Below are 22,672 nucleotides of genomic sequence, written 5' to 3'. Positions count from 1 at the left end.
AGGGTCACGCCGATGTCAGACGCCTCCCTTTTCCCGCCGACCGCCCCGCCCGCGCGCTCTGTCGCGCCCGGCCTCTATCTGGTGGCCACGCCCATCGGCAACCTGCGCGACATGACGCTGCGGGCGCTGGATGTTCTGGCCGCCGCCGACCTGGTTCTGGCCGAGGACACCCGCGTCACCGCCAAGCTGCTGACCGCCTATGGCCTGCGCGCCAAGCTGGAACGCTGCGACGACCATGCCTCGGCCCGCGCCGCCGAGATCGCCGTCGAGCGGCTGAAGGCGGGCGAGGTCGTGGCCCTGGTCTCGGACGCCGGCACGCCTCTGGTGTCGGACCCCGGCTACGTCGTGGCCCGTGCGGTCATCGCTGAGGGCCTGCCTGTCCATCCCATTCCCGGCGCCTCTAGCCTGCTGGCCGCGCTGTGCCTGGCTGGGCAACCCGCTGACCGGGTCCTGTTCGCCGGCTTCCTGCCGCCCAAGTCGGGGGCGCGAAAGACCATGCTGGAGGAGCTGCGCACCGGGCGTCAGACCCTCGTCTTCTTCGAAAGCGGCCCGCGCTTGAAGGACAGCCTGACCGACATGGCCGAGGTGCTGGGCGACCGCCCCGCCGCCGTGACCCGGGAACTGACCAAGCTCTATGAGGAGGCCGTGCGCGGCACCCTGGCTGAACTGGCCGCCGACCCGCGCTGCGATGCGCCCAAGGGCGAGATCGTCGTCGTCATCGGGCCGGGCGAGGCCGAGGTCGCTAGCGCCGCTGACGCCGATGCGGCCCTGACCGAGGCCATGACCCGCCTGCCGCCCGGCGAAGCCGCCGCCGAGGTGTCCAGGGCGCTGAACCTGCCCCGCAAGCCCCTCTACAAGCGGGCGTTGGAAATGCAGGGCCGGTGAAGCCCCGCCTGCGGCCCTCCCCGTCGCCGCGTCGCCCGAAAGCAGGCTGGCGTCAGGCGCTGGGCGGACGGTCGCACCGCGAGGGCCACGCCGCCGAATGGATCGCCGCTCTATGGCTGATGCTCAGGGGCTATCAGATCCTGGCCTTTCGCCTGAAAGGGCGCGGCGGCGAGATCGACATCCTGGCCCGGCGCGGCCGCATCCTGGCGGTGGTCGAGGTCAAGCGGCGGCGCACGATCGAGGCCGCCATCCTGTCGCTGGGGCCGGAACAGCACGCTCGATTGGCCGCCGCCGGTCAGGCGCTGGCCCGCAGCCGGCCCTCGCTTCAGGGCCTGAACCTGCGGATTGATATGGTGGCGCTGGCTCCCGGACGATTTCCGCGTCATCTTCGCGGGGTGACGACCACAGGAACGGACATCGCGTGACGCGCGACGAAGCCGAGATCATTCTGGCCCAGGCGGGAACCGCCGAGGACGACGGCTTTCCGCTGCTCGAATGCGCCATCGCCTGCGCCATTCACGACTATCCCTTCCGCGATCCCGAGCCGGTCCGCCTGCTGGCCGATCAGGCCGCCCAGAGGGTCAAGGAGCGCGCCGCCAACGAAGGCCCCGACGACGCCCTGGCCGAGACCATGGCCTCGGACCTGCGGCTGAACGGCGACCTGCTGAACTACGACCATCCCGGCAACACCGACGTCATCGACGTGGCCGAACGGCGTCGCGGCCTGTCGGCGGCCCTGGTGGTCTTCTATCTCGACGCCGCGCGCCGGGCGGGGCTGAAGGCGGCGGCGGTGGACTTCCCCGGCCACGTCCTCTTGCGCGTCGAGACGCCCGAGGGGCCGGTAGCGCTGGACCCCTTTAGCCAAGGGCGTCTGGTCCTGCCCAGTGAACTGACGCGGCGCGCCCTGCTGGCCGGTCTGACGCCGCACGTGGCCGACCGTCTGGACCTGCTGATGGCGCCGGTCAGCGACCGCAAGGCCCTGATCCGGTTGCAGAACGTCTTGTTCGCCCGCGCCCTGCTGATCGAGGATTACGACGGCGCCGAACGCTCGGCCCTGCGCCGCGCCCTGCTGGACCCCGAGGATCACCGTCCCTGGCTGGACGTCGCCGCCGCGCGCGAAAAGCAGGGGGCCCTGACCGGCGCGCTGGAGGCCCTGTCGCGCGCCCGCGCCGTCGACGGCCCCGCCGACGCCCATCGCGCCAGCATGGACCGGGTGCGGATGCGGTTGAACTAGCTCCGCTCGCTCCGCCGTCATCCTCGGGCTTGACCCGAGGATCGAGTGATGTGGCGGGCTCGATTTGCCTGGCGTCGCGCAGACGGACGGCCCGATCCTCGGGTCAAGCCCGAGGATGACGCTGAAAAGGCAAGGCGATGGTAAAGAGCGGCGCACGCCCTTGCGTCTGGGCTCCTCGCCGCGCATCTGCAAAGCTCAGACGCGTGAAAGGACCTCCATGCTGAACGTCGCCATCCAGATGGACCCGCTCGAGGCGGTGAACGTCGAGTCCGACACCACCTTCCTGATGGCGCTGTCCGGTCAGGCGCGCGGCCACAAGCTGTGGATCTACGACTTCCGCACCCTGGCGCTGGACGAGGGCCGCCTGTTCTGCCGCGCCCGTCCGGTGACGGTGAACACGGTCCAGGGCGAGCACGCCGACTTCGGCCCCGAGGTCGTCCTCGACCTGGCCGAGGATGTCGACGTCATCCTGATGCGTCAGGACCCGCCCTTCGACATGGCCTATGTCACCGCCACCTATCTGCTGGAGCGGGTGCATCCCAAGACCCTGGTGGTCAACAACCCGGCCGAGGTGCGCTCGGCACCCGAGAAGCTGATCGCCACCCTCTTCCCCGGCCTACAGCCGCCGACCCTGGTGTCCTCGGACCCGGTCGCCCTGGTCGATTTCCACCGCCGCCACGGCGACGTGGTGCTCAAGCCCCTGCACGGCGCCGCCGGTTCGGGCGTGGTGCGCTTAAAGGCCGACGATCCCAATCTGGAAGCCCTGATCGAGATCCACGCCGCCGGGTCGCGCGATCCCCTGGTGATCCAGAAATTCATCCCCGCCGTGTCCAAGGGCGACAAGCGCATCATCCTGGTCGACGGCGAGCCGGTCGGCGCCATCAACCGCATCCCGGCCAAGGATCAGGTGCGCTCCAACCTGCGCGTCGGCGGCACGGCGGCGCCGGTCGAACTGACCCCGCGCGACCTGGAAATCTGCGCCGCCATCGGCCCCTACCTGAAGGAGCGCGGCCTGATCTTCGTCGGCATCGACGTGATCGGCGACTATCTGACCGAGATCAACGTCACCTCCCCCACCGGCGCCCAGCAGATGCTGCAATTCAACGGCGTCGATGCGACGGCCCTGATGTGGGACGTGATCGAGCGCAAGAAGCGCGACGCCTGCTGAGGCGCGCTCATAACGGGAGGGGACCCATGACAAGAACGACGACGATGGCGGCGCTGGCCGTCCTGATGCTGCTGACCGCCGCGCCCGCGACGGCCCAGGACGTCGCGCCGAAGCGCCCCTCGCTGGAGGTGCTGGAGCGGATCATCGAGACGCGCACGCCGCAGACGCGCGTCGAGGCTCCGGATCACGACCGCATCACCGCCCGCCGCATCGACATCGTCGACGCCGACGGGACCATCCGCATGACCCTCTCGGGCGCCACGCCCGCGCCGATCATCGACGGCATCCAGTACAAGCGCGCCTTCAACGTCGCCGGCCTGATCCTCTATGACGACAAGGGCAGCGAGCGCGGCGGCTTCGGCACCGCCGACGTGGACGGCGGCATGGCGGTGCTGGCCCTGGATCACCCGGCCATGGACGCCATCGGCTGGCGCGTCTCGCCCGACGGCGCGGTCAGCTTCGTCATCAACCAGGCCCCGCCGCTAATCCGCGAGCCGGGTCTGGGCGACGCCCTGGTGCCGGGCGTGCAGACGCCGACCCGGATGCGCCTGTCGGTCGCCGCCGACGGCACGCCCGCCGTCGCCCTGTCCGACAGGAACGACAAGCCGCGCGTGCGCATGACGGTGACGGAGGAGGGCTTCGGCGCCATTCAGTTCCTGAACGCTGCGGGCGACGTGATCCACACCCTGGCGCCCGAGGCCGATCTGCCCTGATCTAACTTAAAGAACAGCGCTCTTGCAGTTTGATTGAGTTCGTGATTTGTTCTCTTTCGGGCTGAGGGAGTGAGGGCATGGTCGCGCGGGTGGTGACGGTCGCATTCGACGGGGTCGAGGCGCGACGGGTCGATGTCGAGGTGCAGCAGGTGGCGACGCCCGCCGGCGCCTTCGCCATCGTCGGTCTGCCGGACAAGGCGGTTGCCGAGAGCCGCGAACGGGTGCGCGGGGCCTTTGCGGGCATCGGTCTGGCCCTGCCGCCCAAGAAGGTCATCGCCAACCTGGCCCCCGCCGACCTGCCCAAGGAAGGCAGTCATTTCGACCTGCCCATCGCCCTGGCCCTGCTGGCCTCCATGGGGGTGATCGCCCCCGACGCCCTGGACGGCTGGGCGGCGGTCGGCGAACTAGGACTGGACGGTCAGATCGCGGCGGTCGGCGGCACGCTGCCGGCGGCGATGGCGGCGGGGGCCATGGGGTTGGGCCTGATCTGCCCCGAGGCCAATGGACCTGAGGCCGCCTGGGCCGGCGACACGGCCATTCTGGCGCCGCGCTCCCTGATCGGCCTGATCAATCATTTCCGGGGCACGCAGATCCTGCGCGCGCCTGAACCCGGCCCGGTGACGGCGGGCGGCGCCGTGCCCGACCTGCGCGAGGTCAAGGGTCAGGAAAGCGCCAAGCGGGCGCTGGAGATCGCGGCGGCGGGCGGCCACAACCTGCTGTTCATCGGCCCGCCCGGATCAGGCAAGTCGATGATGGCCCAGCGCCTGCCGGGCCTCTTGCCGCCGCTGACGCCCCAGGAACTGCTGGAGACCTCCATGGTCTGGTCGGTGGCCGGTCTGATCCAGCGCGGCGCCCTGACCCGCGACCGGCCCTTCCGTTCGCCGCACCATTCGGCCTCCATGGCCGCCCTGACCGGGGGCGGGCTGCGGGCCAAGCCGGGCGAGGCCTCCCTGGCCCACAACGGCGTCCTTTTCCTCGACGAACTGCCGGAATATTCGGCCCAGGCGCTCGACAGCCTGCGTCAGCCGCTGGAGACGGGCGAGATCGTGGTGGCGCGCGCCAACGCCCATGTCCGCTATCCGGCGCGGTTCCAGCTGGTGGCGGCGATGAACCCCTGCCGCTGCGGCCTTGGCGGATCGGGACGCGGCGCCTGCGGCAAGGCTCCGCGCTGCCAGCGCGACTACCAGAACCGCATCTCCGGCCCGATGTTCGACCGCATCGACCTGACGGTTGAGACGCCGCCCGTCACCGCCGCCGACATGGCCCTGCCGCCGCCCGCGGAAGGCACGGCCGAGGCCGCCGCCCGCGTGGCGACCGCCCGCGCCCAGCAGGAGGAGCGGGTCAGTGCGGCGGGCTTCGAACCGGTGAAGGCCCGCGATCAGGCCATCAACGCCCGCGCCTCGGGCGAGACCCTGGATCGCTTCGCCACGCCCGACGACGCGGGCCGCGCGCTCTTGATGCGGGCGGGCGAGGCAGGGGGTCTGACCGCGCGCGGCTGGACCCGAACCTTGCGGCTGGCGCGCACCATCGCCGATCTCGACGGTTCGACCGGGGTGCTGCGCCGCCACGTCGCCGAGGCCCTGATGTATCGCCGCACGACGCTCGGGGCCCAGGGCGATTTCGACCGCCAGACGGCGCATCGCAGCGAGGCCCCGGCCTTCTGAGATCTGAAATCCTCGTTCGGCCACGCTTAACCCTTGGGCGCTAGGGTGGTCGCTATGGCCCAGGCACGCAGAACGCACGCACCGACCGAGATCACGCCCGCCGCCCCCCCCGGAGCGCCCTCGGACGCGCCGGAACAGCAGTTCCTGCGGCTGATGAGCCATGAGATGCGCACCCCTCTGAACGGGGTGATCGGCATGCTGGGCCTGCTGTCGCGGACCAAGCTTGACGGGGCGCAGCGCGCCTATGCCGAGGCGGCGCAGAAGTCGGCGGAGCACCTGCTGGGCCTGGTCAACGATCTGCTCGACTTCGCCCGGCTGGAGGCTGGGGCGCTGGAGTTCGATCCGGCCCCCGTCGATCTGGAAGGCCTGACGCGCGGCGTGGCCGAACTGCTCAGCCCCAGGGCCCACGACAAGGGGCTGGAGATCGCCTGGTCCGTCGCCGCCGACGCGCCCGACATCATCGCCGACGAGGGGCGGCTGCGTCAGGTCCTGTTCAATCTGGCCGGCAACGCCGTGAAATTCACCGACCGGGGCGGGGTGCGTCTGACGGTCGAGCGCGCCGGCGGAACCGCCGCGCGTCCGCGTCTGGCCTTCGTCGTCGACGACACCGGCCCCGGCGTGCCGGAAGAAGCGCGAACCCGTATCTTCGACGAGTTCGGCCACGCCGACGCCTCCGACGCCGCCCGTTTCGACGGCGCGGGTCTGGGCCTGGCCGTGGTCCGTCGCCTGGCTCAGGCCATGGGCGGGACCGTGACCGTCGCCGACCGCCCCGACGGCCCCGGCGCCCGCTTTCGCTTCGAGGCGCCCTTCCCGACCGCCGGAACCGAACCGCGCGCCCGTCCTCTGGAGGGCGTCGTCGTGGCGGTGCGCACGCCCGATCCCTTCGTGCGACAGGCGGCGACGGCCCAGATCGAGGCCTCCGGCGGCCGCGTCGCGCGCCAGGCGGGCGTGACCCTGATCGATCACGCCATGGCCGAGGACGGCGCCCTGATGGTGCGCCCGTCGCAGGGCGAGGCCATCATCCTGCTCAAGCCCAGCGAACGCGATCTGGTGGATCGATATCGCGCCGCGGGTTTCCACGGCTATCTGATCAAGCCGCTGCGCCGCGCCTCATTGGCCGAGCGGGTGCTGGCCGCTGCCGGGCGCCGCAAGGGCCTGACCGTCGCCGTGGGGCGGGCTCAGGACGACGACCGCGTCACGCCTGTGGCCTTCAAGGGCCTGCGGGTCCTGCTGGTCGAGGACAATCCGGTCGGCGCCCTTCTGGCCAAGACCCTGCTGCGGCGCGAAGGCTGCGTGGTCCAGACCGCCGCCGACGGCCATGAGGCCCTGTTGACGCTCAAAGAGGCCCGCTTCGATCTGATCTTCATGGACATGCGTATGCCGCGCATGGACGGCCCCGCCGCCGTTCGCGCTTTGAGAGCGCGCGGCGAGCGCACCCCCATCGTGGCCCTGACCGCCAACGCCTTCGCCGAGGACCGCATCGCCTGTCTGGAGGCCGGCATGAACGACCATCTGACCAAGCCGCTGGAGGCTGACGCCCTGCGCGCCGCCCTGACCCGCTGGACGAACGTCGGCAACCGCGCCAAGGTCGGCGCTCAGTAACCACGACCGCCCGTTTTCCGGCGGCGTCCGCCGGAGACCTGCATGACCGATACGAAGACGCCCGCTTCCGAGGTTGCGGCCCTGCAGCCGTCGCCGAAAGGCCTGGGCGTTCTGAAGGCGGCGTTTCACGAGCGACGCACCCTGGCCATGCTGCTGCTGGGCTTTTCCGCAGGCCTGCCCTTCGCCATGCTGTTCGGCACCCTGAACGCCTGGCTGTCGGATGCCGGCGTGTCGGTGGCCACTATCGGCATTCTGTCCTGGGTCGGCCTGTTCGGCGCCTTCAAATTCCTCTGGTCGCCTTCGGTCGGCCTGACGCCGCCGATCATCGGCAAGATGGGGCGGCGTCGGTCGTGGCTGATTCTGTGTCAGGTCGTTGTGGTGGGCGCGCTGCTGACCATCGCCTTGTCGCATCCGGGCACGGGCGCGATCGCCCTGCTGGCGGGCGCGGCGGCGCTCGGCGCCTTCGCCTCGGCCACACAGGACATCGTCATCGACACCTGGCGGATCGAGGTCGCCGACGAACGCGTGCCAGTGGACCTGCTGTCGACGGTCTATCAATTGGGTTTCCGCACGGCGGCCCTGATCGGCGGTGCGGGCGCCCTGGTGTTGGCGGACACGCTGGGCTGGTCCACGACCTTTGTCATCGGCGCGGGCCTGATGGGCCTGGGGCTGTTGGGCACGCTGATCGCGCCCGAGCCCAAGCCGGCGCCCAGGCAGGCCATCGCCCGCGAACGCATCGGTTCGCCGCGTCTGCGCATGATGGCGCTGGCCGCCACCCTGCTTGCCTGGGCCTGGGCCGCCTTCATGCTGATCCGCTTCATGGTCACGGCGCTAAGCGTCACTCCTGCGCCGAGCGCGGGCGAGTTCACCGCCACCTGGGGCCCGTGGATCGTCGGCGGCGCCGTCATCCTGCCCGCCGCCCTGGCCGGGCTGATTGTCTGGCGGGGCGGCAAGACTGGGCCGGTTCAGGGGGAACGCGACGCGCCGCCGTTCTTGAACACCCTCTACGACGCCATTCTGGCGCCTCTGGTTGAGTTGATGGGACGTCTGGGCTGGGGGGCGATCATCGTCCTGGGCCTGATTCTGACCTACCGCATCACCGACGGGGTCTGGGGGCCGTTCGCCTTCCCCTTCTACATGGGCGACACAGGCGGAGCCCTGGGGCACACCAAGACCGAGATCGCCCTGGCCTCCAAGACCTTCGGCGTGGTCATGACCATCCTCGGCATCGGGCTGGGCGGTTGGGCCCTGCTCGTTATTGGGCGGATGGCCAGTCTGCTGCTGGGCGCCGCGTTGTCGGCGGCCACCAATCTGCTGATGATGGATCTGGCGCTGGGCGCGCCGGTCATCCACGGTTTCATGCAGATCAGCAGCCTCTACAAGCTGTTCGGCCTGTTCCACGTGGGCGAGCCTCTGGCGCGTTTGATGCTGGCCATTGCGGGCGAGAACATCGCCGGCGGTTTCGCGGGCGCGGCCTTCGTCGCCTATCTGTCGGCCTTGTCGAACAAGATGTTCGGCGCCGTCCAATTCGCGGTGTTCACTTCGCTGGCCCTGCTGATCGGGACTCTTGGTCGGGGGGCTCTGGGCGAATTGATCGAGCATCAGGGCTATGCCGCCATGTTCGTCATCGCCGCCTGGCTGGGCGTCATCGCCGTCGTCTTCTGCGCGATGGAGTGGGTGCGTCTGACGGCCGAGCGTCGCCGTCTGAACCTGGAAACCTGACGCCCAAACGCAAAGAGGCGGCCCGAAGGCCGCCTCTCAACGTCTTGTCGGCTTTGAGCGGTCAGTCCTCGACCGATGCCCCCTCGGCGTAGGCGGCGAAGGTGGCGGCGGTGATGATCTCGTTGACCGAGGCGCCCAGGGGCACGATCTGCACCGACTTCTCCAGGCCGACCAGCAGCGGGCCGATCACCGTGGCGCCGCCCAGCGACTGCACCAGGCGGGTCGAGATGGCCGCCGAATGGATGGCCGGCATGACCAGGACGTTGGCGTCGCCGGTCAGGCGCATGAAGGGATAGTTGGCGCGCGCCTCGGGGTTCAGCGCCAGTTCGGGCGGCATTTCGCCTTCGTATTCGAAGTCGACGTCCATGGCGTCCAGGATGCGGATGGCCTCGCGGACCTTCTCGCCGCGATCGCCGGGGGGATCGCCGAAGGTCGAGTAGGACAGGAAGGCGACGCGGGGCTTGCGGCCCAGCTTCTTGACCGTGGCGGCGGCCTTGATGGCGATCTCGGCCAGTTCGGCGGCGTTGGGCAGTTCATGGATCGAGGTGTCGGCCACGAACAGGGTGCGGCCCTTGGCCAGCAGGATCGACAGGCCGATCATGCGGTCCGTGACGTCGAGGACACGGCGGACTTCCTTCAGGGCCATGTTGAAGTTGCGGGTCACGCCTGTGACCATGCAGTCGGCCTGACCGCGCGCGATCATGGTGGCGCCGAAATAGTTGCGGTCCTGATTGATCATGCGCTGCACGTCGCGACGCAGATAGCCGCGACGGTTCAGGCGCTCGTACAGCCAGTCGGTGTATTCGGCGTTGTGACCCGAGGTGCGGGCGTTGACGATCTCGATGCCCAGTTCGTCGAAGTTCAAACCCGCCTCGGCGGCGTTCTGACGGATCAGGTCCTCGCGCCCGACCAGCAGGGGCGTGCCCAGCTCGGCCTGCTTGAAGGCCCAGGCGGCGCGGATGACCGACTGCTCCTCGCCCTCGGCGAAGACCACCCGCTGCTTGGGTCCGGAGCGCACGGCCGAGGAGATCTTCTGCATCAGGGCGGCGGACGGATCGACCCGCTGCTTCAGCGCGATGCGATAGGCGTCCATGTCCTCGATCGGCCTGCGGGCCACGCCGGTGTCCATCGCCGTCTGGGCGATGAAGGGCGGAATGTACCAGATCAGGCGCGGATCGAACGGGGTCGGGATGATGTATTCCGGGCCGAACTTCAGCTTGCGACCGCGATAGGCGGCGGCGACTTCGTCCGGCACGTCCTCGCGGGCCAGCGCCGCCAGGGCGTGGGCGCAGGCGATCTTCATCTCGTGGTTGATCTGGCGCGCGCGCACGTCCAGCGCGCCCCGGAACAGATAGGGGAAGGCCAGGACGTTGTTGACCTGGTTCACATAGTCCGAGCGGCCGGTGGCGATGATGGCGTCCGAACGCACCGATTTGACGTCTTCCGGGGTGATTTCCGGGTCGGGGTTGGCCATGGCGAAGATGATCGGCTTGGGCGCCATGGAGGCGACCATCTCCTTGCTGATCGCGCCCTTGGCGGACAGGCCCAGCACCACGTCGGCGCCGACCATGGCCTCGGCCAGGGTGCGCAGGGGCGTGTCGGTGGCGTGCGCCGCCTGCCATTGCGAGACGTTGTCGCGGCCCTTGTAGATGACGCCCTGACGGTCGCAGATGACGGTGTTCTCGGCCTTGACCCCGGCGGCCTTCATCAGGGCGATGGACGACAGGCCTGCGGCCCCGGCGCCCGACAGAACCACCTTGACGTCTTCCAGCTTCTTGCCGGCGACATGGCAGGCGTTGATCAGGGCGGCGGTCGAGATGATGGCCGTGCCGTGCTGGTCGTCATGGAAGACGGGGATGTCCAGCAGGTCTTGCAACTGCGCTTCGATCTCGAAGCATTCCGGGGACTTGATGTCCTCCAGGTTGATGCCGCCCCAGGTGTCGCCGATGTTCTTGACTACGGTGACGAACTCGTCCGGGTCGGTGGTCTTCACCTCGACGTCGAAGCTGTCGACGTCGGCGAAGCGTTTGAACAGGACCGACTTGCCCTCCATCACCGGCTTGGAGGCCATGTGACCGAGGTTGCCCAGGCCGAGGATGGCCGTGCCGTTGGAGATGACGGCGACCAGATTGCCCTTGGCGGTATAGTCGTAGGCCTTGTCCGCATCGGCGGCGATGGCCAGGACCGGCACGGCCACGCCCGGCGAATAGGCCAGCGACAGGTCGCGCTGTGTCGCCATCGGCTTGGTGGGGGCCATGGAGATCTTGCCCGGCGTCGGCGTGCTGTGGAACTCCAGAGCGTCGTCGTCGGAGAAGGTCTGTTTGTCGGTCAATTCGGGCATTTCGATCTCGGGAAGGGCAGGCGCCCGTCGTTCCTAGATCGTGGGAGGGGTGGGGACAACCGTTGACGCAGCGTCAGGCCGACGATTGCTCAGCTTTGTGGCAATAGCCCCGTACGCTCGATCTCGACGGGGCCGGTCATGAAGACGTGGCCGGACGCCTCGTCCCAGTCGATGGTCAGCGTCCCGCCGTCGACCACGACGGTCGCCTTGCGGTCGGTCAGGCCGCGCCGGGCGGTCGCCACCAAGGCGGCGCAGGCGCCGGTGCCGCAGGCCAGGGTCAGCCCCGCGCCGCGCTCCCAGACCCGCAGCCGGATATGATCGCGGTCAATGACCTTGGCGAAGCCGACGTTGACGCCTTCCGGGAACAGCGGGTGATGCTCGATCAACGAGCCCGAGCCGCGCACGAAGGCGTCGTCCTGCTGGTCGGTGAAGAAGACCACGTGCGGATTGCCCATGGAGACCGCGCCGGGCGTGTGCAGCAGCGGCGCATCAATTGGTCCGACCTGAAGTTCGATGCCGCGCGTGTCCATCTCCTCGGACAGCGGCACTTCGGTCCAGTCGAGGCGGGGTCGGCCCATGTCCACCGTCACCTGATGATCGCCCGCCCGCCGCGCCGTCGTCGGTCCGGCGAGGGTGTCGATGATCACCTCTTCCTTGTCGGTGGCTTCCAGCAGCAGCCAGCCGACGCAGCGCAGGGCGTTGCCGCAGGTCTGCACCATCGAGCCGTCGGCGTTCCACACCCGCATGAAGGCGTCCGCCGTCTCGGACGGCTCGACGCCGATCAGCTGGTCGCAGCCCCCGGTCGGCGACGCTGGGTCGCACAGGGCGCGCACCTGATCCTCGGTCGGATGAAAGCCCTCCTCGAAGGCCTGGACGACGATGAAGGCGTTTCCGGCGCCGTTCATGCGGATATAGGGGCGGGGCGTGTGGCTCATGACGGCCTTCATATAGGATTTCTCGCCAGTTCATGTATCGCTGGCGTCGATGACGTCCGAACACAGCGACAGCGGCAAACACCAGGGTCTGAGGCTGAGGGCGCGGCTACGCTATCTCTATCACGGGACCCAGCCCAAGGCGGTCAAGTTCCGCCTGATGGTCATCGTCATCGACATCGCCATCATCGGCTTCTTCCTGGCCACGCCGATCCTGAAGGAGGCGGGCTGGGTCTTCTACGTCGCCGACTATGTCGTCGCCACCATCCTCGGCCTGGACCTGGCGGCGCGGGCCTATGCCTATTCCGACATCAGGGACTGGCTGAAGCGGCCGATTGTCTGGATTGATCTGTTCGTCCTGGCGACCCTGCTCTTCCCGGTCTGGCTGGCCAACCTCGGCTTCCTGCGGCTGCTGCGATTGTGGAGCCTGCTGAACAGCGACCTGTTCTGGCGCACCATCGGCCGCCGCTTCGACGACACGCGGGTCGAGGAAATCACCCGAGCCCTGGCCGCTCTGATCACCTTCGTCTTCGTCGTGACCGGCTTCGTCTATGCCTATTTCCGGGGCAAGGCCGAGCACATCAACGGCTATCTGGACGCCCTCTATTTCACTGTGGCGACGCTGACGACCACAGGGTTCGGCGACATCACCCTGCCGGGCAACGGAGGGCGGGTCGTCTCCATCATCGTCATGCTGGTGGGCATCACCCTGTTCATCCGCCTGGCCCAGACCCTGATCCGGCCGCACAAGGTCAAGTTCCCCTGCCCCGTCTGCGGCCTGCAGAAGCACGACCCCGACGCTGTCCACTGCAAGGCCTGCGGCGAGATTCTGTGCATCCCGGACGACGGCGCCTGATCGCCCTGCGACCAAAGATGACAGGCTTGTAAGATTTCCGCCGCTTGCCGCCGCCGTCGCCTCTCGCCAAGGTGCCGACAAATTTCGTTGGGGCCCAATTCTGTTGGGAATGAAAACATGATCCGCACTCTGGCGTCCGCCGCCGCCCTTCTTCTCGCCGCCGGAGCCGCACCCGTCGCCATGGCCCATTCGTCTGAAACGCCCGCCGCCGCCGCATCCACGCCGGGCTTTGCGACCAGCGAGGCGACCGACCCCTATATCTGGCTGGAAGAGGTCGAGGGCGAGCGCGCCATGGACTGGGTCAAGGCCCACAACGCGACCTCGCTGGGCACGCTGCAAGGCGACCCGCGCTACGAGACCTTGCACCAGCAGGCCCTGGACATCGTCCAGTCGCGCGACCGCATCCCCTCGCCGGGCTTCACCCACGACGGCCACGTCGACAACTTCTGGCAGGACGCCGAGCACGTGCGCGGCATCTGGCGCCGCACGACGCTGGACTCCTATCGCACCGACGCCCCGACCTGGGAGACCATCCTCGACATCGACGCCCTGTCGGCGACCGAGGGCAAGAACTGGGTCTATAAGGGCGCGACCTGCCTGGCGCCCGAGGAACGCTACTGCCTGCTGTCCCTCTCCGACGGCGGCAAGGACGCGGTGACGATCCGCGAGTTCGACAGCGTGACCAAGACCTTCGTGGACGGCGGTTTCAACCTGCCGGAATCCAAGGGCGGCGTGACATGGATCGACAAGGATACGGTCCTGATCTCGCGCGACTTCGGCGAGGGCTCGCTGACGGACTCTGGCTATCCGCGCACCGTGCGCCTGATGAAGCGCGGCCAGAGCGTCGATCAGGCGGTCGAGGTCTTCGCCGGCCAGAAGACCGACGTCTCGGTCTCCGGCTACACCCTGCGCGACGCGGACGGCGTGGTTCAGGCGGTGCTGCTGAACCGGGGGATCAACTTCTATGAGAGCGAGACCTGGCGCCTGAACGCCGACGGCTCGACGACCCAGCTGGCCCTGCCGCTCAAGTCCAGCATCAACGCCCTGGTCGCCGGCCAGATGGTGGTGACGACGGATCAGGACTGGACCGCGCCCTCGGGTCAGGAATTCAAGACCGGCGACGTCATCGCCTGGAACCTGCAAGCCTGGCTGGCCGATCCCAAGACCCCGGCGCAACTGGTCATCCGTCCGGGCGAGCGCGAGGCGATCGAGGGCATCAACGCCACCCGCAACACCCTGGTCGTGGCGCTTTATGAAAACGTGCGCGGCTCGGTCTATGTCTATCGTCCGAACCCTGCTGGCGAATGGGCGCGCACCCGCCTGGACCTGCCGCAGAACGTCACCGTCGGCGTCGGCTCGGCCTCGGAACAGGACGACAAGATCTTCGTCAGCGTCGCCGGCTATCTGAACCCGTCTAGCCTCTATCTGGCCGATGCGGCGACCGGCGCGGTCAGCCTGACCAAATCCCTGCCCGCCAAGTTCGACGCCACGGGCATGAAGGTGGATCAGTTCGAGGCCCGTTCGGCCGACGGCACCATGATCCCCTATTTCGTCGTCCATAAGGACGCCATGGCCATGGACGGGTCTAACCCGACGCTGCTCTACGGCTACGGCGGCTTCCAGTCGTCGCTGCTGCCGGGCTATTCGCCGACGGTGGGCAAGCTGTGGCTGGAGCGCGGCGGCGTCTATGTCATCGCCAATACGCGCGGCGGCGGCGAGTTCGGCCCGAAATGGCACCAGGCGGCCCAGCAGGAAAACCGCCAGCGCGCCCACGAGGACTTCCAGGCCGTGGCCCAGGACCTGATCACGCGCGGCGTCACCAGCCAGCCGCACCTGGGGATCATGGGCGGGTCGCAGGGCGGCCTGTTCATGGGCGCCATGCTGACCCAGCGCCCGGACCTGATCAACGCCGCCGTCATCCAGGTGCCCCTGTTCGACATGCTGCGCTTCCACAAGCTGCTGGCCGGCGCCTCGTGGATCGGTGAATACGGCAACCCGGACATCCCGGAACAGCGCGCCTGGATCGAGCAGTATTCGCCCTACCAAAAGCTGGCGGCGGGCCAGCCCTATCCCGAGGTCTTCATCCACACCTCGACCAAGGACGACCGTGTCCACCCCGGCCACGCCCGCAAGGCGGCGGCGCGTCTGGAGGAACTGGGCTATCCGGTCCTCTTCTATGAAAACACTGACGGCGGCCACGCCGCCGGCGCCAACCTGCGAGAAACTGCCCGCCGCATCGCGCTGGAATACACCTATCTGACGCGCCGCCTGATGGACGAACCGGCGAAGCAATAGTCGGTATCTGATCCTCCCCTGTGAGCCTTGGCGAACGGGGGAGGGGGACCACGAAGTGGTGGAGGGGGCGACCCTGGACGCCGAGGCTGGTTCCTCCCCCTCCACCGCCTGACGGCGGTCCCCCTCCCCCGCTGACGCAGGGGAGGATTCCGAAAGCGGAGTTTGCCTTCATGAAGTCCCTGTTCTTGTCCGCCGCCCTGCCGGTGCTGATCCTCGCCGCCGGCCCGGCCCTCGCCCAGGCCCCTGCCGACCCGGTCGCCGCCTCTGCGACCACGCCCCCGCCCCACTTCCCGCGCGACCTGTCGCCCGAGGGGGTCAAGGCCGCCGATGATCACCTGGCGCTGGAAGAGGTGGACGGAGCGGAGGCCCGGGCCTTCGTCGCCGCCTCGAACGAGAAGGCGTTGGCCGCCCTGACCGGCGACCGCCGTTACGAGCCCTTCCGCCAGCAGGCCGAGGCCATCCTGACGGCCACCGATCGCATCCCCGGCGTCAGCTTCCTCGGCGAAGGCCTCGGCAACTTCTGGCAGGACGCGGCCAATCCCAAGGGCGTCTGGCGCCGCACGACTCTGGACAGCTATCGCACCGCCCAGCCCCAGTGGGAGACGCTGATCGACATCGACGCTCTGGCCAAGGCTGAGGGCCGCGACTGGGTGTTCAAGGGCGCCGACTGCCTGGCCCCGGACGAGACCCGCTGCCTGATCAACCTGTCGGACGGCGGCAAGGACGCCGTAACGGTCCGCGAGTTCGACCTGACCACCAAGACCTTTGTCGAGAGCGGTTTCATCATCCCCGAGGGCAAGCACCGCCTGGCCTGGCTGGATCGCGACACCCTGCTGATCGCCACCGACTTCGGTCCCAACACCATGACGGAGTCGGGCTATCCCTTCATCGTCAAATCCCTGAAGCGCGGCCACCCGTTGGCCCACGCGACCGAGGTCTATCGCGGCCAGCAGTCCGACGGCGGCTACGGCGTCTCGCCCATGGTCTTCCGTGATAAGGCCGGCGCGGTCGAAGCCGTCCTGTTCAGCCGCCCGCTGGACACCTTCCGCTCGGAAATCTGGCGTCTGGTGGACGGCAAGCCGGTCAAGCTGAACCTGCCGGAACGCGTCGCTGTCGAAGGCGTCAGGGCCGGCAATCTGATCTTCTCGCTGGATCAGGCCTGGAGCTTCGACGGTCAGGACTATGCCGCCGGTTCCCTGCTGTCCCTGCCGCTCGGGGTTCTGGGACCTGTCCGGCTCGATATCGCCATCGGCGCCCAGCGGGCGACCGTCTTCACGCCTTCGCCGCGCCAGTCGCTGCAAAACGTGACGGTCTTCTCTGACAGCATCGTCGCGGTGATCGCCGACAACGTCGTCGGCACGCTGAAGCGCTTCACCCCGAGCGCGAACGGCTGGACCGTGACCGAACTGGCCGTCCCCGCCAACAGCGCTGTGGGTCTGGGCGACAGCTCCAAGTCGAAGGGCCAGGTCTTCGTCTCGACGCAGGGCTTCCTGACACCGCCGACCCTCAGCCTGGCCGACGTCGCCGCCGGCGCCCTGACCGAGCTGAAGGCGGCCCCGGCCAAGTTCGACGCCTCGACCCATGTGGTCGAGCAGTTCGAGGCGACCTCGAGCGACGGGACGAAGATCCCCTACTTCGTCACCCGGCCCAAGGACCTGGCGATGGACGGGACCGGCCCGACCATCCTGTTCGGCTACGGCGGCTTCCAGGCCAGCTTCCCGCCCGCCTACAAGCCCGAGATGGGCAAGCTCTGGCTCGAGAACGGCGGCGTCTTCGTCCAGGCCAATATCCGTGGCGGCGGCGAGTTCGGTCCCGCCTGGCACCAGGCGGCCCTGCGTGAAAACCGCCAGCGCGCCTTCGACGACTTCGCCGCCGTGGCCCGCGATCTGGAACAGCGCAAGATCACCAGCCCGCGCCACTTGGGCATCTATGGCCGCTCGAACGGCGGGGTCCTGACGAGCGTGTCGATCACCCAGCATCCGGAACTGTTCAATGCGGCGGTGATCGAAAGCCCGCTGATCGACATGCTGCGCTATCAGGACCTGCCCGCCGGCGCCTCGTGGATCGGCGAATACGGCGACCCGCGCATCCCTGCCGACGCCGAATTCATCGCCCGCTACTCGGCCTATCAGCAGCTGCGGCCCGAGACGAAGTACCCGCGCGTCTACATCACCACCAATACGCGCGACGACCGCGTCCACCCCGGCCACGCCCGCAAGTTCGCCGCGCGCCTGGCCGATCAGGGTCACGATCACCTCTATTTCGAGGACACGGCCGGCGGTCACTCCAACGACGCCGACCCGGTCGCCAACGCTCGCCGCTGGGCCCGGCACTACGTCTATCTCAGCCAGCAGTTGATGGACTAGCCCTGCGCGTTATCCCGGAAGCGGCGCAGCCGCGATCCGGGACCGCCAGGGGCGCTGACGTCTGCGTCTTGGGCGGTCCCGGCTCTCCGCTTCGCTGCGGCCGGGATGACGTGAAGGCGGCGCGGCCTCAAGCAGCCCGAAGGGCGATAGGCCAAGGATAATGTCCTTCACGGTTTTATGAGCGGCGCAGACGGATCGAGGGGCTAGGATCGCCAGATGACGGCACGGGGTTCGATCAGGTTTGGGGTGACGGCGGCAGCCCTCGCGGGCGTCGGCCTTCTCACCGCCGCGGCCTCGCCGCCGCGCGAGCGCGACGCGACCGTCCAGCCGGTGGTGGTCGAGCTGTTCACGGCCCAGGGCTGCTCCGGCTGCCCGGACGCCAATCGCACCCTGGAGGCGGTGGCCAATGAGCCAGGCGTCATCGCCCTGACCTACGGCGTGGGCTACTGGGATTATCTCGGCTGGTCCGACACCTTCGCCAAACCCGAGTTCGCCGCCCGTCAGCAGGCCTATCGTCAGGCGCTGAGGTTGAGGAACGTCTCGACGCCCCAGGTGGTGATCGACGGTCGTCGTCACCTGTCGGGGGCCCGCCCGCCTGAGCTTCAGGCCGCCATCGACGCCGAGGCCGCCGCCCGCCTGTGGCCGCCCGAGATCGAGTTCCGCGAAACCGGCGACCGGGTCGGCGTCGGCTCGGGTCGCCCTCCCGTCGGCGGCGCCGAGGTCATGGCCGTGGTCTATCAACCCGGCCTGCAGACGGTCGAGGTCAAACAGGGCGACAATCGCGGCCAGGCCGTGCGTCACGTCAATGTGGTGCGCGAAATACGACGACTGGGCGACTGGACCGGGCGTCCGGTTCTTTTTGCTCTTCCGGCCGATTCCGCCTCTGAAGACAACGTCGTAGTGCTGGTTCAGGCCAAGACGGACCGGCGCATTCTGTCGGCGGCTCGTCGGTCGGAACCGAGGGCCGATTGAACCGCTGACGGAAAGCGGTTAAAGGCCCGCCGCTCTTGATGGGCGCGCCCTTCGCGCGACCCGGAGGTTATGCATGGCTGGGGACACGCCCCGTGGCGACGTGAACGCGTCCGCCGCAAACGCTTCCGAACAACCGAACGCCGGGACTCCCTCTCCGCCCCACCAGGGCGCAGGGCACGGCAAGGCGACGCATCGCGCCCTGATTTTGGGCGCCATCGGCGTGGTCTTCGGCGACATCGGCACCAGTCCGATCTACGCCCTGCGCGAGGCCATCGGCCACGCCCAGAAGGGCGTCGGCGGCGAACTGGCCATCATCGGCGTGGTCTCCCTAGCCTTTTGGGCCCTGATGATCGTGGTGACGTTCAAATACGTCATGTTCCTGATGCGGGCCGACAACAAGGGCGAGGGCGGCACCCTGTCGCTGATGGCCCTGGCCCAGCACGCGGTCGGCCGACGCAGCGCTTGGCTGTTCATTCTCGGCGTCTGCGGCGCGGCCCTGTTCTACAGCGACGGCGTCATCACCCCGGCCATCTCGGTGCTGTCGGCGGTCGAGGGTCTGAAGGACGCGCCGGGCCTGAACGGCGAGCTGGACCCCTTCATCCTGCCGATCTCGGCGGGCATCCTGATCGCCCTGTTCATGGTCCAGTCGCGCGGCACCGCCGGTCTGGCCAAGTTCTTCGGCCCCATCACCGCCGTCTGGTTCCTCAGCCTGGGCGTGATGGGTCTGGTGCACATCTTCGACGACATCTCGATCCTGCGCGCCCTGTCGCCGACCTATGGCGTCCAGCTGCTGCTCAAGGACGGCTTCCTCGGCTTCGTCATCCTCGGCAGCGTCTTCCTGGCCGTCACGGGGGCCGAGGCCCTCTATGCGGACATGGGCCATTTCGGCAAGGCGCCGATCCGTCAGGGCTGGCTGTTCGTGGTCCTGCCCTGTCTGACGCTCAACTATCTGGGCCAGGGCGCCTTCCTGCTGGCCAACCCCGGCGCGGCCGACAACCCGTTCTGGAATATGGTGCCGCAGATGGTCTACTGGCCCATGCTGATCCTGGCCACGGCGGCCACGGTCATCGCCAGCCAGGCCGTCATCACCGGCGCCTTCTCGGTGACGCAACAGGCGGTCCAGCTGGGCCTGCTCCCGCGCATCGACATCCGCAACACCTCCGAGACCCTGGCCGGCCAGATCTATGTCCCGGCGGTCAACAGCCTGCTGATGATCGGGGTGCTCTTCCTGCTGCTGACCTTCCAGTCGTCGCATAATCTGACGGCGGCCTACGGCGTGGCCGTGACCGGCACCATGCTGGTCAACACCCTGATGGCCTGGTCGGTGGTGACCAAGAAGTGGAAGTGGCCGATGTGGGCGGTGCTGGGCACCCTGGTTCCCTTCGGCTTCATCGACGGCGTCTTCCTGACCTCCAACCTGCTCAAGATCCCGGACGGCGCCTGGATGCCGCTGGTCCTGGGCGGCGGCCTGGTGCTGATCATGTGGACCTGGGTGCGCGGCACGCAGATCCTGACCGAGAAGACCCGCAAGGACAGCCTGCCGCTCACCGACCTGATCGAGATGCTGAAGGCCCGTCCGCCGCACCGGGCGCCGGGCACGGCCATCTTCCTGACCTCGGACCCCGAGGTCGCGCCGGTGGCCCTGATGCACAACCTGAAGCACAACAAGGTGCTGCACGAGAAGAACGTCATCCTGACGGTCCACACCGCCGACCGCCCGCGCGTGTCCGACAGCCAGCGGGTGACGATGGAGCCGATCAGCGACGACTTCAAACGGCTGACCATCACCTACGGCTTCATGGAGACGCCGAACGTGCCCCGCGCGCTCGGCCTGTGCCGCAAGCAGGGGCTGAAGTTCGACATCATGTCGACCAGCTTCTTCCTGGGCCGTCGTTCCGTGGTCGCCTCCGCGCGTCAGGGGATGCCTCTCTGGCAGGACAAGCTGTTCATCTTCCTGATGCGCAACGCCGCCAATCCGACCGACTTCTTCCATATCCCGCCCGGCCGCGTGGTCGAGCTGGGCACGCAGGTTTCCGTATGAGTGGTGGTACGCCCAAGGGTAAGAGTTCGGCGGCGCGCGGTCGCCGCATGGCCGAGAAATCGCGTCCGCGTCGCGAGGCCCAGCCCGAGATCGTCACCGATGATCCCCACGCCGACATCGGCGTCGAGGCTCGCCTGGTCGCGGGCATCCTGCTGAACGCCGCGCTGGAGAAGCGCACAGGTCTGGACGAGGCCCTGTCCCAGTCTCCGGCCAAGGATCTGGCGGGCCCCGACCGGGCCTTCGCCCGCGCCGTGGCCATGGCCGCCCTGCGTCGTCTGGGCGAGATCGACCAGATTCTGGACCGCCGCCTGCAAAAGGCGCCGCCGGCCCCGGTCCGCACCATCCTGCGCGTCGCCCTGGCCCAGACCCTGGTCCTGGGCACGCCCGCCTTTGCCGCCGTCTCGACCGCCGTCAAGCTGGCTGAGCGCGACGCCAAGACCCGCCCTTACAAGAACCTGGTCAACGCCGTGCTGCGCGGCGTGGACCGTGACGGTCCCGGCCTGACCACGGCCGAATCCAACCTGCCCGACTGGCTGGCCGCCCGCTGGAAAGCCACCTATGGCGAGGCCAACCTCATCGGTCTGGCCCTGGCTACCCGCGACGAGCCCGCCACCGATCTCAGCGCTAAGCCCGGCGTCGATCTGGACGCACTGGCCCAGGACGTCGAGGGCGAGGTCCTGCCCGGCGGCACGGTCCGCACCGGCAAGCGCGGCGACGTGGCCGGCTGGCCTGGCTTCGAGGCCGGCGACTGGTGGGTCCAGGACGCCGCCGCCGCCGTCCCCGCCCGCCTGCTGGCCGCCAAGGCCGGCGAGACGGTTCTGGACATGTGCGCCGCCCCCGGCGGCAAGACCCTGCAACTGGCCGCCGCCGGCGCTGACGTTGTCGCTCTGGACCGTTCGCCCGCGCGTCTGAAGCGCCTGAAACAGAACTTCGACCGCACCCGCCTGCCGGTCGAGGTCGTGGCCGTTCCCGCCGAGGACTGGGAAGACGAGCGCACCTTCGACGCCGTCCTGCTGGACGCCCCCTGCACCGCCACCGGCACCTATCGCCGCAACCCCGAAGTCCTGCGCGCCACCCGCCCCGCCGAGGTGGCCAAGCTGGCCGACGTGCAGCACCGTCTGCTGGACGTCGCCGCCGAGAAAGTGAAGCCCGGCGGCCGTCTGGTCTATTGCGTCTGCTCGCTGGAACGCGAAGAGGGCGAAACCCAGATCATCGCCTTCCTGCGCCGCAACCCCGCCTTCCGCACCGTCGCCGCCGTCCCAGCCGAGATCGGCGCCCCGGGCGAGGCCCTGACCCCCGAAGGCTGGCTGCGCATCCTGCCCTCACAATGGGCCGAACGCGGCGGCGTCGACGGCTTCTTCGTCGCCAAGCTGGAGCGGATCGAGGGCTAAGCGCCGTCGAGCCGTTTCAGGAATGGGTCAAGGCCCTCTCCCTCTTCGTCATCCTCGGGCTTGACCCGAGGATCGGGCGCCAGTCCGAACAGGCTGGGATAGAGGTCTTGCCACTCGGGGTTGGTCTTCTCGACCAATTCCAGCTTCCACGTGCGTTTCCAGCGTTTGAGCGCCTTCTCGCGCCGGATCGCCTCGGTGACGAAGCCGTGCGTCTCGTACCAGACGAGGGTCTTACAACCGTAGCGTTGGGCGAAGCCTTCGACCCTGTCCTCGCGATGCTGGCGGATGCGTTCGTAGAGGTTCGACGTCATGCCGACGTAGAGGACGCCGAGCGGACGGCTGGCCAGGATATAGGCGGCGATGAAGGGGCGGCGCTCATTCATGGAACGTCGAGTGGCGGACAACTCGATCCTCGGGTCAAGCCCGAGGATGACGGTGTGTATGGCGCCAAGGGCTGACGCCGGGTCCCGATGGTGCTAGAGCGCGCGCC

General features: G+C 68.6%; 17 protein-coding genes. 14 read left to right on the top strand and 3 right to left on the bottom strand.

Annotated features, from left to right (window positions below):
• Window positions 1-12: 12 nt before the first annotated feature.
• From rsmI to HX774_RS07780, 8 genes are all read left to right on the top strand, one after another.
• Window positions 13-885: a 16S rRNA (cytidine(1402)-2'-O)-methyltransferase gene (gene rsmI, locus HX774_RS07815; RefSeq protein ID WP_178825723.1), complete on the top strand. Its 873-nt coding sequence runs from the start codon at window positions 13-15 to the stop codon at window positions 883-885.
• Window positions 882-1,310 carry a YraN family protein gene (locus HX774_RS07810; RefSeq protein ID WP_178825721.1) on the top strand — a complete coding sequence of 143 codons (429 nt, stop codon included), beginning with the start codon at window positions 882-884 and terminating at the stop codon, window positions 1,308-1,310. The genes rsmI and HX774_RS07810 overlap by 4 nt, the downstream gene beginning before the upstream one ends.
• Entirely contained in the window at window positions 1,307-2,119 is an 813-nt protein-coding gene (locus HX774_RS07805; RefSeq protein WP_114817083.1) for a SirB1 family protein, read from the top strand. Before HX774_RS07810 ends, HX774_RS07805 begins: the two co-directional genes overlap by 4 nt.
• Before the next feature lie 217 nt (window positions 2,120-2,336).
• Window positions 2,337-3,287 carry a glutathione synthase gene (gene gshB / locus HX774_RS07800; RefSeq protein WP_178825719.1) on the top strand — a complete coding sequence of 317 codons (951 nt, stop codon included), beginning with the start codon at window positions 2,337-2,339 and terminating at the stop codon, window positions 3,285-3,287.
• Between the two features lie 26 nt (window positions 3,288-3,313).
• Complete coding sequence (locus HX774_RS07795) at window positions 3,314-4,000, top strand: hypothetical protein (protein WP_218650321.1); 687 nt, start codon at window positions 3,314-3,316, stop codon at window positions 3,998-4,000.
• Between the two features lie 77 nt (window positions 4,001-4,077).
• Window positions 4,078-5,664, top strand: a complete 1,587-nt coding sequence (locus HX774_RS07790) for a YifB family Mg chelatase-like AAA ATPase (protein ID WP_178825717.1) — start codon at window positions 4,078-4,080, stop codon at window positions 5,662-5,664.
• A 54-nt stretch (window positions 5,665-5,718) separates the two neighbouring features.
• Window positions 5,719-7,266 carry a response regulator gene (locus tag HX774_RS07785; RefSeq protein WP_178825715.1) on the top strand — a complete coding sequence of 516 codons (1,548 nt, stop codon included), beginning with the start codon at window positions 5,719-5,721 and terminating at the stop codon, window positions 7,264-7,266.
• Between the two features lie 42 nt (window positions 7,267-7,308).
• A complete protein-coding gene (locus HX774_RS07780; protein WP_178825713.1) occupies window positions 7,309-8,988 on the top strand; it encodes a beta-lactamase induction signal transducer in 1,680 nt (559 codons plus the stop codon).
• A gap of 61 nt (window positions 8,989-9,049) precedes the next feature.
• On the opposite strand, the gene HX774_RS07775 is transcribed toward HX774_RS07780, so the two are convergent.
• Together HX774_RS07775 and dapF are read right to left on the bottom strand one after the other, a co-directional pair.
• On the bottom strand, window positions 9,050-11,329 hold the full coding sequence (locus HX774_RS07775; RefSeq protein WP_114817089.1) for an NADP-dependent malic enzyme: 2,280 nt from the start codon (window positions 11,327-11,329) through the stop codon (window positions 9,050-9,052).
• Window positions 11,330-11,418: 89 nt separating this feature from the next.
• Complete coding sequence (gene dapF / locus HX774_RS07770) at window positions 11,419-12,264, bottom strand: diaminopimelate epimerase (protein WP_255500226.1); 846 nt, start codon at window positions 12,262-12,264, stop codon at window positions 11,419-11,421.
• Window positions 12,265-12,313: 49 nt separating this feature from the next.
• Here dapF and HX774_RS07765 point away from each other — a divergent pair, with 49 nt between their 5' ends.
• The 6 genes from HX774_RS07765 to HX774_RS07740 all read left to right on the top strand — a co-directional run bounded on the left by HX774_RS07765 (window position 12,314) and on the right by HX774_RS07740 (window position 22,182).
• Window positions 12,314-13,117: a potassium channel family protein gene (locus HX774_RS07765; RefSeq protein WP_178825709.1), complete on the top strand. Its 804-nt coding sequence runs from the start codon at window positions 12,314-12,316 to the stop codon at window positions 13,115-13,117.
• 117 nt (window positions 13,118-13,234) lie between these two features.
• Window positions 13,235-15,412 (top strand): prolyl oligopeptidase family protein, encoded by a 2,178-nt coding sequence (locus HX774_RS07760; RefSeq protein ID WP_178825707.1) that lies wholly within the window; start codon window positions 13,235-13,237, stop codon window positions 15,410-15,412.
• Window positions 15,413-15,582: 170 nt separating this feature from the next.
• Window positions 15,583-17,778: a prolyl oligopeptidase family protein gene (locus tag HX774_RS07755; protein ID WP_178825705.1), complete on the top strand. Its 2,196-nt coding sequence runs from the start codon at window positions 15,583-15,585 to the stop codon at window positions 17,776-17,778.
• A gap of 216 nt (window positions 17,779-17,994) precedes the next feature.
• Window positions 17,995-18,750 carry a thioredoxin family protein gene (locus tag HX774_RS07750; RefSeq protein WP_178825703.1) on the top strand — a complete coding sequence of 252 codons (756 nt, stop codon included), beginning with the start codon at window positions 17,995-17,997 and terminating at the stop codon, window positions 18,748-18,750.
• A gap of 73 nt (window positions 18,751-18,823) precedes the next feature.
• Complete coding sequence (locus HX774_RS07745) at window positions 18,824-20,791, top strand: potassium transporter Kup (protein WP_178825701.1); 1,968 nt, start codon at window positions 18,824-18,826, stop codon at window positions 20,789-20,791.
• Window positions 20,788-22,182: an RsmB/NOP family class I SAM-dependent RNA methyltransferase gene (locus HX774_RS07740; protein WP_178825699.1), complete on the top strand. Its 1,395-nt coding sequence runs from the start codon at window positions 20,788-20,790 to the stop codon at window positions 22,180-22,182. The genes HX774_RS07745 and HX774_RS07740 overlap by 4 nt, the downstream gene beginning before the upstream one ends.
• On the opposite strand, the gene HX774_RS07735 is transcribed toward HX774_RS07740, so the two are convergent.
• Window positions 22,179-22,565 carry a GIY-YIG nuclease family protein gene (locus HX774_RS07735; RefSeq protein WP_178825698.1) on the bottom strand — a complete coding sequence of 129 codons (387 nt, stop codon included), beginning with the start codon at window positions 22,563-22,565 and terminating at the stop codon, window positions 22,179-22,181. The genes HX774_RS07740 and HX774_RS07735 overlap by 4 nt on opposite strands.
• Window positions 22,566-22,672 lie beyond the last annotated feature (107 nt).

The organism is Brevundimonas sp. P7753, from assembly GCF_013386595.1.
In the GTDB taxonomy this organism is placed as follows: Bacteria; Pseudomonadota; Alphaproteobacteria; order Caulobacterales; family Caulobacteraceae; genus Brevundimonas; species Brevundimonas bullata.
This window is presented reverse-complemented; position numbering and strand designations above follow the sequence as displayed.